The 11,986-nt window shown below is 66.0% G+C and carries 12 protein-coding genes; 3 read left to right on the top strand and 9 right to left on the bottom strand.

Annotated elements, in window-relative coordinates:
- Nucleotides 1-798: 798 nt before the first annotated feature.
- From ACZLIB_RS12625 to ACZLIB_RS12635, 3 genes are all read right to left on the bottom strand, one after another.
- Nucleotides 799-3,144 carry a GH92 family glycosyl hydrolase gene (locus tag ACZLIB_RS12625; RefSeq protein WP_478467788.1) on the bottom strand — a complete coding sequence of 782 codons (2,346 nt, stop codon included), beginning with the start codon at nucleotides 3,142-3,144 and terminating at the stop codon, nucleotides 799-801.
- Between the two features lie 102 nt (nucleotides 3,145-3,246).
- A complete protein-coding gene (locus ACZLIB_RS12630; RefSeq protein ID WP_049462508.1) occupies nucleotides 3,247-3,570 on the bottom strand; it encodes a thioredoxin family protein in 324 nt (107 codons plus the stop codon).
- A 5-nt stretch (nucleotides 3,571-3,575) separates the two neighbouring features.
- Nucleotides 3,576-3,992 carry a baeRF12 domain-containing protein gene (locus ACZLIB_RS12635; RefSeq protein WP_019337746.1) on the bottom strand — a complete coding sequence of 139 codons (417 nt, stop codon included), beginning with the start codon at nucleotides 3,990-3,992 and terminating at the stop codon, nucleotides 3,576-3,578.
- 162 nt (nucleotides 3,993-4,154) lie between these two features.
- Here ACZLIB_RS12635 and ACZLIB_RS12640 point away from each other — a divergent pair, with 162 nt between their 5' ends.
- The 3 genes from ACZLIB_RS12640 to proP all read left to right on the top strand — a co-directional run bounded on the left by ACZLIB_RS12640 (nucleotide 4,155) and on the right by proP (nucleotide 6,347).
- The gene (locus ACZLIB_RS12640; protein ID WP_049462507.1) at nucleotides 4,155-4,382 is read left to right on the top strand and encodes a hypothetical protein; all 228 of its coding nucleotides are present in this window, start codon (nucleotides 4,155-4,157) and stop codon (nucleotides 4,380-4,382) included.
- An 85-nt stretch (nucleotides 4,383-4,467) separates the two neighbouring features.
- Nucleotides 4,468-4,596 carry a hypothetical protein gene (locus tag ACZLIB_RS12645; RefSeq protein WP_256200907.1) on the top strand — a complete coding sequence of 43 codons (129 nt, stop codon included), beginning with the start codon at nucleotides 4,468-4,470 and terminating at the stop codon, nucleotides 4,594-4,596.
- 263 nt (nucleotides 4,597-4,859) lie between these two features.
- Nucleotides 4,860-6,347, top strand: coding sequence for a glycine betaine/L-proline transporter ProP (gene proP / locus ACZLIB_RS12650; protein WP_478467789.1), 1,488 nt, complete (start codon nucleotides 4,860-4,862; stop codon nucleotides 6,345-6,347).
- Nucleotides 6,348-6,443: 96 nt separating this feature from the next.
- On the opposite strand, the gene ACZLIB_RS12655 is transcribed toward proP, so the two are convergent.
- From ACZLIB_RS12655 to ACZLIB_RS12680, 6 genes are all read right to left on the bottom strand, one after another.
- Nucleotides 6,444-7,073, bottom strand: a complete 630-nt coding sequence (locus tag ACZLIB_RS12655) for an ATPase (RefSeq protein ID WP_478467790.1) — start codon at nucleotides 7,071-7,073, stop codon at nucleotides 6,444-6,446.
- Nucleotides 7,074-7,076: 3 nt separating this feature from the next.
- The gene (locus tag ACZLIB_RS12660) at nucleotides 7,077-7,418 is read right to left on the bottom strand and encodes a type II toxin-antitoxin system prevent-host-death family antitoxin (protein ID WP_049399752.1); all 342 of its coding nucleotides are present in this window, start codon (nucleotides 7,416-7,418) and stop codon (nucleotides 7,077-7,079) included.
- Nucleotides 7,419-7,488: 70 nt separating this feature from the next.
- The gene (locus ACZLIB_RS12665) at nucleotides 7,489-9,084 is read right to left on the bottom strand and encodes a sensor histidine kinase (protein WP_478467791.1); all 1,596 of its coding nucleotides are present in this window, start codon (nucleotides 9,082-9,084) and stop codon (nucleotides 7,489-7,491) included.
- A gap of 9 nt (nucleotides 9,085-9,093) precedes the next feature.
- Complete coding sequence (locus ACZLIB_RS12670; RefSeq protein WP_019337750.1) at nucleotides 9,094-9,498, bottom strand: response regulator; 405 nt, start codon at nucleotides 9,496-9,498, stop codon at nucleotides 9,094-9,096.
- A gap of 136 nt (nucleotides 9,499-9,634) precedes the next feature.
- Nucleotides 9,635-11,089 carry a surface lipoprotein assembly modifier gene (locus tag ACZLIB_RS12675; RefSeq protein WP_478467793.1) on the bottom strand — a complete coding sequence of 485 codons (1,455 nt, stop codon included), beginning with the start codon at nucleotides 11,087-11,089 and terminating at the stop codon, nucleotides 9,635-9,637.
- A 90-nt stretch (nucleotides 11,090-11,179) separates the two neighbouring features.
- Nucleotides 11,180-11,944, bottom strand: coding sequence for a Slam-dependent surface lipoprotein (locus ACZLIB_RS12680; RefSeq protein WP_032129432.1), 765 nt, complete (start codon nucleotides 11,942-11,944; stop codon nucleotides 11,180-11,182).
- Between the last annotated feature and the right edge of the window lie 42 nt (nucleotides 11,945-11,986).

Consider the following 11,986-nt stretch of genomic DNA (forward strand, 5'->3'; position numbering starts at 1 on the left):
CCGCGTGCCAACCAAGGTTGGCACCTACCAAAGGCACCCCTCCGGCGGATCCCGGTAGACGCCCACCTTGGTGGGCGCTGTTGACGTCCCGCGTGCCAACCAAGGTTGGCACCTACCAAAGGCACCCCAGCCGGCGGGCCCCGGTAGACGCCAACCTTGGTTGGCGCTGTTGACGTCCCGCATGCCAACCAAGGTTGGCACCTACCAAAAGCACCCCAGCCGGCGGGCCCCGGTAGACGCCCACCTTGGTGGGCGCCGTTGACCTCCCGCGTGCCAACCGAGGTTGGCACCTACCAAAGGCACCCCTCCGGCGGATCCCGGTAGATGCCCACCTTGGTGGGCGCTGTTGACGTCCCGCATGCCAACCAAGGTTGGCACCTACCAAAAGCACCCCAGCCGGCGGATTCCGGTAGACGCCCACCTTGGTGGGCGCTGTTGACGTCCCGCATGCCAACCAAGGTTGGCACCTACCCAAAGCACCCCAGCCGGCGGATCCCGGTAGATGCCCACCTTGGTGGGCGCTGTTGACGTCCCGTGTGCCAACCGAGGTTGGCACCTACCAAAGGCACCCCAGCCGGTGGATTCCGGTAGACGCCCACCTTGGTGGGCGCCGTTGACCTCCTGCATGCCAACCAAGGTTGGCACCTACCAAAGGCACCCCTCCGGCGGATCCCGGTAGACGCCCACCTTGGTGGGCGCTGTTGACGTCCCGCATGCCAACCAAGGTTGGCACCTACCCAAAGCACCCCAGCCGGCGGATCCCGGTAGATGCCAACCTTGGTTGGCGCCTACCCATCATCATCGGCTCATCGAATACGGCGCCTGCGCGCCCTGCCCCGGCCAGTCCCTGTTCGGCTCGGCCTGCATGCTGAAGCGCAGCTCGCCACCGGCCAGGATCTCGTCGTGGCGCAGGAAGGTGCGCTGTAGCGGCTTGCCGTTGAGGCTCACGCTGCCCACATAGGTGTGCCTGTCATCCAGCCCGTCGGCCACGATGGTGAAGGTCTTGCCGTTCAGCAGTCGCATCGCGGTCTTCGGCAGGAACGGGCGGCCGAGGATGTACTCACCCGAGCCGGGGGCCACCGGGTAGAAGCCCAGCGCGGTGAACACATACCACGCCGACATCTGGCCGACGTCATCGTTGCCGGCCAGACCATCCGGACGGTCGGCGTACTGGGTGTCCATGATCTGCTTCAGGCGCGCTTGCGTGCGCCACGGCTGGCCGGCGTACGAGTACAGGTAGGCCACGTGGTGGCTGGGCTCGTTGCCATGCGCATACCAGCCGATCAGGCCGGTGATGTCTTCCATGTGCTCGAAGATGGACGGATCGACCTTGGCGTTGAACACCTCGTCCAGGCGCGCGAGCAGCTTGTCACTGCCACCGTGCGCTGCCGCCAGACCGGCCACATCCTGCGGCACGTACCATGAGTACTGCCAGGCATTGCCCTCGGTGTAGTCGGTGCCGTATCCACTGGCGCTGGGGTCGAATGGCGTGCGGAAGCTGCCATCGCGCTTGCGTGCGCGCATGAAGCCGGTGTCTTTGTCGAAGGCGTTGCGCCAGTTGCCGGCGCGCTTGTCGAAGGTGGCCGCAACATCGATCTTGCCCATCGCCTGTGCCATGCGCGCGATGGTCCAGTCATCGAAGGCATATTCCAGCGTCTTGCTGGCCGCCTCACCTTCCTCGTCGATCGGCACGTAGCCCAGCTCGCGATACTGCGAGATGCCATCGTACGGGCCGTAGTTGGCGGTATCGACCATTGCTTTCAGCGCCTTGTCGGCGTCGAAGCCGCGGATGCCCTTCACGTAGGCGTCGGCGATCACCGGCACGGCGTGGTAGCCGATCATGCACCAGTCTTCCAGGCCATGGAACGACCACACCGGCAGCATGCCGTACGGGCTGTGCTCATGGTGGGCCAGCATCGAATTGACGAAGTCGCTGTTGCGCTTCTCCGGCTGCACCAGCGTCAGCAACGGGTGCAGCGCACGGTAGGTGTCCCATAGCGAGAACGTCGAATAGTTCGTGAAGCCGTCGGCCTTGTGCACCGCGTTGTCCGAACCGCGGTACTGGCCATCGGCATCCATGAACAGCGTCGGCCCCAGCATCGTGTGGTACAGCGCGGTATAGGCGCTGCGTCGCGCATGTTCCGGCGCATCGATATCGAGCACCGACAGCGCCTGCGTCCATTCCTGCTTTGCCTGAGCGCGAACGCGGTCGAAATCGAAGCCGGCCACTTCCGCGTCGAGGTTTGCGATGGCACCGGCTTCGCTGACCGGCGAGATCGCCACCTTGACCACCAGCGGTGCATCCAGCTTGCCGAAGGCGAAGGTGCCGACCAGCTGGCGCCCCTCGATCTGTGCGCGCTGCGCCGGATCCTTTTCGCCCGGCGGCGGGAAGCCCTTGTAGACAATGTCCTGCTCGGTGTTGTGCAGCTCATGCCCGGAAAGCGGCCGCGAGAAACGCATCGCGAAATACAGCTGGCGGCCCGGCGCCCAACCACGAGTTTCGCGGAAGCCGGTCACCGTGCCATCGGCGCGCACCCGCACCCGCGACCACAGCACCTTGCCCGGGTAGTCGTACATGCTGGTGCGCATGTCCAGCAGTACCTTGGCATCGGTGCCCTTGGGGAAGGCATAGCGGTGCACGCCCACGCGCGCACTGGTGGTCAGCTCCGCGCGCACCTTGTAGTCATCCAGGGTGACTGCGTAGTAGCCCGGCTCGGCCTTCTCGTCGTCGTGGCGGAAACGCGAGGCGTAGCCGCTGCGTGGCTTTTCCGGATCACCGCGCTCCAGGCCGGGATTGCCGGTGAACGGCATCAGCAGGATGTCGCCGAGGTCCGAATGACCGGTGCCGGAAAAATGCGTGTGCGAGAAGCCGACGATGCTGCTGTCGTCGTAGCGATAGCCGGCTGCCCAGCCATAGGCCTTTTCGCGTGGCTGGATGCGTGTGTCCGGGCTGAGCTGGACCATGCCGAACGGCACTGTGGCACCCGGGTAGGTGTGGCCTTCACCTCCAGTACCAATGAACGGGTCGACCGAGGCGTAGGCCTTGTCGGCGGCGGTTTTGGCGGGAGCGGCCGACGCCAGGCCGGAAGCGAGCATTGCCGTGGCGGCGACAGCGATCAGGAGACGACGGTCCAGCGTGGGCATCGGCGTTTGGATCGATTCAGGTGGTAGCCGGATGCTAGCACTGGGCCTGTCACGCCGCATGCTGCAGTGCGACTGCCCGGTGTCCCGCGCCGGGTTCAATCATCAACCGGGAAGCGCGCTCTGCAACGACATGAGGTCCGCACTGTCCAGCGGCCTCACCACCCGCGCGACCTCTTCTCCATCGCGCAGCAGCACCACTGTCGGCCACAGCTTCACCTTGAACGCTCGCCCCAATGGCCTTCCCTTGCCATCCTCGATCTTCCAATGCGGCAGATCGTTCGCTTCGACGAAGGCCTGCAACGCGGGCTGCGCGGCCTGGCAATGACCGCACCAGGGCGCACCGAACTCCAGCACCTGCCACCCAGCCTGCGCCGCCACCCCCGCAAAGGTGGGCTCGTTCGGAAGGTGATCACGCATGAACGGCATGAGCGCTACGCCGCCAGTGCCTTCTGGATGTCTTCCAGCGGCGCGTTGGTCAGATCCTTGGCAATATCCCCGAGCAATCGCGCCTGGACCTCTTTATGCAGCAGCGGACGGATGCGACCCAGCGTGGTCGGGTCGGCGATCAACACCAGGTGCGCATAGCGGTTCTTCAAGGCATCCTCATTGAGCTGTTCGGCCACCTGCTTGGCGAACGTAGCCTCGTTGAGCTGCGAGACCGACATGTCCTTCGGCACGGCACCCGCAGGCCCCTGCCCGGACACGCCCTGCTCACTGATGTCCTGCAGGCGCAACTCGCCCTCCTGCTTCAGGGTCAACTGATGGTTGCTGCCCACGTTGGTGAACACCCGTGCCGAACCACCGTCGGCTACCACGATCAGCGTTCCTTCGGGAATCGTCCGCGCCATTGCATCCTCCATCAATTTGAAAAGTGGGTGTGTGCTCCACCTTATGCACGCCGATGTCACCAGAGCGCGTACAGGATGTGATTCCGTCATCGCAATCTGAAATCCGCCCTAAATTTACCGGGAGGCCTGCCGCTATGGCCTCCATCATCGCGAGGAACCTCTGTGCACGCTGGCTCACTGTTCCACGTCTGCTTCGCCACCAGCCTGGCCATTGCCGGCTGCGCCGGATGCATCCACCAGTTCCTGCAGGGCCAACCGTTTTTCGCCCTGGCCATCATGCTCTCGGTGCTCACGATGATCGGCGCCGCACTGGTCACGCGGAAACTGGCACTGCCGGGCGCCTTGGCGATGGCCTGCACGGTGTTCGGTTTGCTGGCGAAGTCAGCCTGAGCCTTCTGAACAGGCGACGTGGAACACAGCGTGCAGATCAGCCCGCTTCGCTGCACGCTCACGCCGGTGCCGTTATGATGAACGGATGATCGACACGACCCACTACGTGACGGGCGCACCTGTTACGTGGGAAGCACTGCCGACCGGCGCTTCGCTTGCCACGATTGCTCCCGCCCTGCATTTCCATCGCCTCGCGCTGGATCCCGGCGGATGACGCCCGCAGGCCCACGGCCTGCCATCCCCACACGCTGATGTGACACGCGGCTGCCAACTGCGCGGCCGTTGTGATCCCGTTGCCGCGTTTCCGCCCTTGCGGCGGTGCTTTGCCGTGCGCGTGGCGTTGCGCCTGCACACATTCCCCGGCCCCCACGCCGCCTTCCGATGCCCCTGCGCCACTTGCGCCTGCATCGCCGTTTCCGACTTCCGGGACACACCACAGCACCCATTCCCCTATTCCATACCTACAAGGGAGCCCCTATGCAGGACACGCCCGATTCCCATGCCCACTTCGGCTGGTTCAAACGCCGCCGCCACCTGAAGGTCGATGAGATCACCGTCGTCGACAAGCCCATGCTCAAGCGCGCCGTCGGTGCCGCTGCACTCGGCAATGCCATGGAGTGGTTCGACTTCGGTGTCTACGGCTATCTGGCCGTCACCATCGGCCAGGTGTTCTTCCCGTCGAGCAATCCCACCGCACAGGTGATCGCGGCCTTCGCCACCTTCACCGTGGCATTCCTGGTGCGTCCACTCGGCGGCCTGGTGTTCGGCCCGCTCGGCGACCGCTATGGGCGCCAGAAGGTGCTGGCGTTCACCATGATCCTGATGGCGCTGGGTACCTTTGCGATCGGCCTGATTCCTTCCTACGAGCGGATCGGCATCTGGGCACCGGTGCTGTTGCTGCTGGCGCGTGTGGTGCAGGGCTTTTCCACCGGCGGCGAATATGGCGGTGCGGCCACCTTCATCGCCGAGTATTCCACCGACCGCAACCGCGGCCTGATGGGCAGCTGGCTGGAGTTCGGTACGCTGGGCGGCTATATAGCCGGCGCCGGTACCGTAACCGCACTGCACATGCTGTTGAGCAGCGAGCAGATGCTGGACTGGGGCTGGCGCATTCCATTCCTGGTGGCCGGCCCGCTGGGCCTGCTCGGCCTGTACATGCGCATGAAGCTGGAAGAGACCCCGGCATTCCGCGCCTTCGCCGAGGAAGCCGAGAAGCGCGAACATGATCGGCCCGGGCTTGGCGCGCTGTTCCAGGTGCACGGCCGCCAGCTGCTGGTGTGCATGGGCCTGGTGCTGGTGTTCAACGTCACCGACTACATGCTGCTGACCTACATGCCCAGCTACCTCAGCGTGACCATGGGCTACGCCGAGAGCAAGGGCCTGCTGCTGATCATCATCGTGATGCTGGTGATGATGCCGTTGAACATTGTCGGCGGGTTGTTCAGTGACAGGCTGGGCCGCCGCCCGATGATCATCGGCGCCTGCATCGCGCTGCTGGTACTGGCGATTCCATGCCTGCTGCTGGTCGGCAGCGGCAACGACTGGATGATCTTCCTCGGCCTGATGCTGCTGGGCCTGGCCTTGGTGTGCTTCACCAGCTCGATGCCATCCACGCTGCCGGCGCTGTTCTATACCCCGGTGCGCTACAGCGCGCTGTCGATCGCCTTCAACGTCTCGGTGTCGCTGTTCGGTGGCACCACGCCGCTGGTCACCGCATGGCTGGTGGAACGTACCGGCGACCCGCTGGTGCCGGCCTACTACCTGATGGGCGCGGCGGTGGTCGGCCTGATCACGATGCTGTTCGTGAAGGAAACCGCCGGCCTGCCGTTGCGTGGTTCACCGCCGGCCGTCGGCAGCGACAGGGAAGCGGCTGCGCTGCTGAAGAGCGATGCGCCGGTGACGGTGGACCCGAGCCTGCCGCCGCTGCCGGAGGCTGCGGAACCTGAGCAGGTAAAGCCGGCCTGAGGCTCGGTGGAGCCGGCGTTGTAGAGCCACGCCCGCGCCCGGTTGCCTTTCGGGGGATCAGCCGAGCGTGGGCTCGGCTCTACAACGCATGCGCCCTCAATCGCGCGCAGCGTTCAACTCCATCGCGCGCATTACGATGGGTTTGGCCCAGTCCGGCGTGTGCAGCAGTTCGGCCACCGAGACCGGGTACTGCAGCTGGCCATGTGCCATCGCCAGCACCGGCAGCGGTTCGACGCAGCCTTCGGCATCGGCGGGCGCGCTGTTGTCGTAGACATGCAGTTCGGCCAGGTGAGGCAGCAGTTCCAGCAGATTCTCGCGCGCCGAATCGAAGCGCGCATGGATCTTCTCCACCGGGATGTCATGGCCGCCGGCAGCCACCCGCGCCGCAACGCGGGCGATATGCAGCTCCACCGTGGCCAGGCCACAGAACCAGATCGCGACGTGATGGTGCTCGCAGGCCTCGCGCAGCAGGCGCGGAATGGTGTTGCCACCCAACGTGGTTTCGAAGGCGAAGTCCGTGCCATCGGCCATGGCCTGGCGCAGGCGACGGGTCCCTTCCTGCCAGGCCTCGGCATTGGCTTCGGGCAGCGGCCAGCCAGCCTCGACCAGGCGGCGGGTGAACGAATCGGGGTTGAACCAGCTCAGTCCTTCGGCTTCCAGCCAGGTACCCAGCAGCGAACTTTTGCCGGCGCCATTGACGCCGGCCAGCACCAGGATCCGCCCCATCGTTCAGAGCGGACGGCCGAGGGTGACCTTGCGGCCACGGCGGATCGGCTGGCCCAGCACCTTGCCCAGCCCCTCACCGCGCTGCAGGCTGGCCAGGGTCTGGTCGAACACACCGCGCAGGCGCAGCAGTTCTTCACTGCGCTCACCGGCGTCACCGCCGGCGGCCTTGGCCAGCAGCTCCTGATACGTGCGGATATCCACGATCACCGCTTCGGGATGATTATGGTTGGTGATGACCAGCGCCTGCTTCTCGCGCACGGTGCGCATCAGGCTCGGCCAGCCACGGGTCTTCACCGACGAGGCCGGGGCCTTTTCGAGGCCTGGCAGATCCAGCGGCAGGGTCATGGCACGGCTCCAGACGGGGATAGTTGAGGCCATTATGCCCAATTTGGCCCAATTGGGGATAAATGGACCATTACCTGACGGAACCCTCCGCCGCCGCGCCCGGCGCATCGGTCTGCAGCAGGCTGTCGCGCTCCCGCAGCGGGAAGCGGATCCAGGCATCCAGGCCTTGTGGGCCAAAGCGCAGCTCCCCGCTGCCAGCCAGCTCGTACGGCACGCGCTGCTCGATCAGCGCCCGGCCCAGGCCGCGCTGGCGGGGCAGCTCCCAGTCCTCCACCTCGGCATGACGCTCGCACCAGTGCAGGCCCAGCCATGGCTGGCCGGCCTGAACCTGCAGATCCCAGGTGACCTCGATCCGGCCATCCTCATGGGTGAGCGCGCCATGCCTCAGCGCGTTGGTCGCTAATTCGTGGATCGCCAGGGACAGTACTTCGGCTGCTTTCGGTGGCAGCAGCACGTCCTCGCCCTGCAGGCGGTAGGCGGCCGCTGCAGGCGTCTGCGCAGCGATCTCCTCGTCGAGCATGCCACGCAGGCAGACGCCGGCATTGGCACCACGGGTCAGCAGGCTCTGCGTGCGTGCCAGCGACATCAGTCGCCCGCACAACCGTTCAGCGTATTCATCCACACTGCTGACCGACTCGCGGGTCCGCCAGGCAATGGCATGGATGGTCGACATGATGTTGCGCACCCGGTGCTGCAGTTCGGCCAGCAATACCGATTGACGCTCAGTGGCACGCTTGAGGTCGTCGATGTCCACCGCGATGGCAAATACCCCGCTGACCTCACCGTCGCCATCGCGCAGGGGCGCGGCAGCGACCCGGGTCCAGCGCGCGCGGCCATCATCATGCAGGTACTGGAACTCCAGCCCCGGCACCACGGTCTCGCCGCGCATTGCGCGAGCGATGGCGAAGTCGTCCGGTGCAATGGGGGTGCCATCGGGATGGCAGCCGTGCCAGCGATGCTGGTTGTCGGCGTCTCTGGAAGGCACCTTGCCGGTGGGCAGATAGGCGCGCATCTGATCGTTGGACAGCAGCATGCGGCCCTGCAGATCAACAATGCACAGGCCGACCGGCAGCATCCTGAAGGCCAGCTCCAGGCGCCGCTCGCTCTCGCGCCGCCGTAGTTCCTCGCGCTCGCGCGCGGCCAGCGCCAGATGCGCGGCGGTGGTTTCGAACATGGTCACCAGCACGCCGTTGATCCGCCCTTCCTCGCCGCGGATCGGGCTGTAGGTGATCGTGAACCAGATGTCTTCCAGCCGGCCGCGCCGGACCAGCGGGTACAGCTTGTCTTCGAAGGTGAGCGTCTCGCCCTGCCAAACCCGGGTATAGAGCGGCCCGTTGATGTGCCACACCTCGGGCCAGCACTCGCGGGTCGGCTGGCCGAGCCCGCCGGGATGCTTGTCGGCCAGGATCTCGGCATAACCATCGTTGTAGAGCTGCACCAGCTGCTCGCCCCACAGCACGATCATCGGGAAGCCATGGGCCAGCATCAGGTCGACGGTGGCGCGCAGGTGGGGCGGCCACTGCTCACACGCACCCAATGGCGTGGACGACCAGTCGTGGCGGGCGATACGCGCGGCCATGCCATCGTGGCGCGCATGCAGGCGCGACGCAGGCGGCATCGAGCCACGCAGCTTGGCGGCGTGGATGCCTTCAGGACGGCGCGACATGCCGCGCAATCAGGCGATGCCCGCAGAGACCTGCGGCGCCGCCACCAGCCCGGCCAGCTGCTGCACCAGGGTTTCGATGTGATAAGGCTTGGTGCAGCGCGGCGCGCTGGCGAAGCGGCTGGGCAGGTTGTCGTCGTAACCGGAGGTCAGCAGAAAGGGCGTACCGGCCTCGGCCAGCCGATCGGCCAGCGGATAGACCTGCTCACCGCCCAGATTGATGTCCAGCAATGCCACATCGATGGGATGGGTATCGACCAGCTGCCCCAGCGCCTGCAGGTCACCGGCCGGCCCCACTACCTGTGCGCCTTTCAGCTCCAGATAGTCGACCAGGAACATTGCGATGGCGAATTCATCCTCTGCCACCAGTACACGCAGCCCTTTCAGGCCCTCTGGTTTGTTGCCCGCTTCCAGCACGACCGGCGCTCCTCGATACACGCGGCCCAGCTCTGCCGCAACGCCCGCAGGATGCGCGAACCGGGCTACAAGAGCGCGTGATGATGGATGAAGATCGCGGCCACGGCCCGTTCACCGCGGCATTGCAGCGGCGTGTTCAGAAGGCCCGCTCCCACTTCAGGCTGAGCAGGCTGCGGTCATGGCTGTACAGCCAGCCGACGTTGCTGTCGATGCGGGCGTAGCGCAGGCTCAGGCTGGGCACCAGCCCGGCCACGGCCAGGCGCTCGCTGCGCACGATGGCGATCAGGTTCTGTTCGTCGTCCTGCCGGCGCGCCTCCAGCAACGGACTCCACGCGTCGTAGTCGCGCTCGCGCAACGAGACGAATACGGTGGCGGTGGTGCCACTCCATTGCCGCGCCGCACCCAGCCGCACGCCGCGCTGGCGGTAGCCGTTGGCTGGGTTCGCGGCGCTGCTGTCACTCAGGTCCAGCCCGGCAAAGAGGGTCCAGCGCGGGTTGAGCGCACGGAACCAGGTGGCATACACCGCGGCCAGCTCACCGTCGTAATTGCTGGCCAGGCCACGCTGGCGATAGCGCTGGCGCTTCCAGTCGGCCTCCAGCTTGAGCAGGCTGCGCGCGTCCAGCGCATATTGCCATTCGCCATGCAGCCCGCTGCCGCCCTGCAGGGCCCGGTTGCCGAGGCCCTGATAGTCATAGCTGGGGGCGATCTGCAGGGTATGCCGTGCGCTACGCCAGCTGTAACCCGCCTGCACGTTGGCATTGAGCTCGTTGTAGGCGCTGTGCCCACGCCATGCCTGGCCGAATGCGAGGCCACGCACGTACACGCCATGGTGGCCCTTCAAGGCCCAGCGACGTTCGAGGTTACCGTCGTAGTCCAGGCCCATGGCGCGCTGGGCATCGGGAAGATTGCGCTGGATGATGCAGGTGTCGCCTACCCCGAACAGGCAGGTGCGGCTGGCCGAACTGCGGTTGATGTTGTCGCTCCATGCCGGGCCGGCGGACAGCGCGCCTTTCCAGCGCTGGCGCGCCTGCAGCGCAGCCAGATAGGCGTCCACCCGTCCGCGTACACCTGCGGTGGCGGGGTCATCGGCACTGATGCCATCCGCGATCGCCGTGAACAACGCCACCGCATCGCGATCGCGCTGGTCTTCGGCGTAGACGCGCGCAAGTTCAAGGCGGGCCGGCAGGAAATCCGGCTGTGCCTCCAGCAGCGCCTCGTACTCGTTGGCCGCGCGATGGTGATTGCCGGCCACCCGCGCCAGGCCGCCCTGCGCATAGTGGCGCAGCAACGGGTCGTGGCCAGGCAGTTCGATGTATTCATCCAGGAAGCGTTGCGCGGCGCCCCATTGCTGATGCTGCAGCGACAGGTACAGCGCCTGGCCCAGATCATCGACCGTGCGCTCCACGCGCAGGGTCTGGCCGTCGATGGTGATGGTCGGTCGCTCCGACTCGGCCTGCTGCAGGCGCTGCTGGTCCTGCTGCTGGTGGCGCAGGTCGGTGTCCTGTTCGAGCACGCGGCGAAGATCGTCCTGCTGGGCGCGCACGTCGGCGGCCGCCAGCAGCAGTACGACAAGGAAGATGGGATGGCGCATGGTCGATCCGTGGTGGTGCGTGCAGCGGGCCGAAGCAGGGACTGGCGGATCGCGGCTTGTCCCTGCCCTGCCCCGTCAGGGGCGTGGCAATCAGTTCTTGCTGCCGCCGAAGGCGGTGTCGTACTGGCTGTTGCCGCTGAAGGTGGCGATACCGGCCAGGGCGGCCGCGTTGGCGCCGAAGAACTGCCCCTGGGTGGTGCCGGCAACGCTGCCGTTGGCGGTGGCCGAACCCGCGAACGATGCGTCGGCACTGTTGATGTTGGCAACGATGGCCAGGTTCAGGCCGTTGCCCGAGAGCGCACCATCCAGGGTGCCGGCGCCGAAGTCGGCGTCGAAGGTGCCGCTCAGCAGGTTGCTGCCGTTGAACTTGTTCAGGCCAGCAACGGTGTAGGACGCCACGCCAGCAGGCAGCGTGGTGCCGGCGCGGTCACCAACGAAGTAGACCTGGCGGTTGTTGAAGCCACCGGCGGCGCCATCCTTGGACCATTCACCGAACCAGACATCGCCACTGCCGACCTTGACGAAGTTGAAGTGGCCCATGCCAGCGTGGCTGCCCGGTGCGCCGGTGATCGGCATGGCCAGGGTACGTACCGTCACGCCATTGACGGTGGTGGGTGCCGAGTAGGCGCTCAGGCCCTGGAAGTCCACCGGCTTGGCCTGGGACACGGTGCCGACACCGATACCGGCCTTGCCAGCGCGGTGCGGGCCGCCATTGACCTGCGATTCGCCAACCGCCACATACAGCTCGGCATCGGTCTTGGCACTGGCGGCACCAACGATATCGGCAGCATGCGCGGCACCGACCAGAGCCAGCGAGGCGGCAACGGCGAGAACCGAACGGGAGATCATTTTCATGGTATTGCTCCTTGGTTGAGGGAACTACGGGTACAACGCTTG

The sequence above is a fragment of the Stenotrophomonas sp. 220_Sma genome (assembly GCF_056487375.1).

Coding starts and splice junctions, on each gene's coding strand:
- ACZLIB_RS12680 (WP_032129432.1), bottom strand. CDS start 11,944: ATGAAAATGATCTCCCGTTCGGTTCTCGCCGTTGCCGCCTCGCTGGCT.
- ACZLIB_RS12660 (WP_049399752.1), bottom strand. CDS start 7,418: ATGACCCTGCCGCTGGATCTGCCAGGCCTCGAAAAGGCCCCGGCCTCG.
- ACZLIB_RS12675 (WP_478467793.1), bottom strand. CDS start 11,089: ATGCGCCATCCCATCTTCCTTGTCGTACTGCTGCTGGCGGCCGCCGAC.
- ACZLIB_RS12630 (WP_049462508.1), bottom strand. CDS start 3,570: ATGCCGTTCATGCGTGATCACCTTCCGAACGAGCCCACCTTTGCGGGG.
- ACZLIB_RS12655 (WP_478467790.1), bottom strand. CDS start 7,073: ATGGGGCGGATCCTGGTGCTGGCCGGCGTCAATGGCGCCGGCAAAAGT.
- ACZLIB_RS12665 (WP_478467791.1), bottom strand. CDS start 9,084: ATGTCGCGCCGTCCTGAAGGCATCCACGCCGCCAAGCTGCGTGGCTCG.
- ACZLIB_RS12645 (WP_256200907.1), top strand. CDS start 4,468: ATGATCGACACGACCCACTACGTGACGGGCGCACCTGTTACGTGGGAA.
- ACZLIB_RS12635 (WP_019337746.1), bottom strand. CDS start 3,992: ATGGCGCGGACGATTCCCGAAGGAACGCTGATCGTGGTAGCCGACGGT.
- ACZLIB_RS12625 (WP_478467788.1), bottom strand. CDS start 3,144: ATGCCCACGCTGGACCGTCGTCTCCTGATCGCTGTCGCCGCCACGGCA.
- proP (WP_478467789.1), top strand. CDS start 4,860: ATGCAGGACACGCCCGATTCCCATGCCCACTTCGGCTGGTTCAAACGC.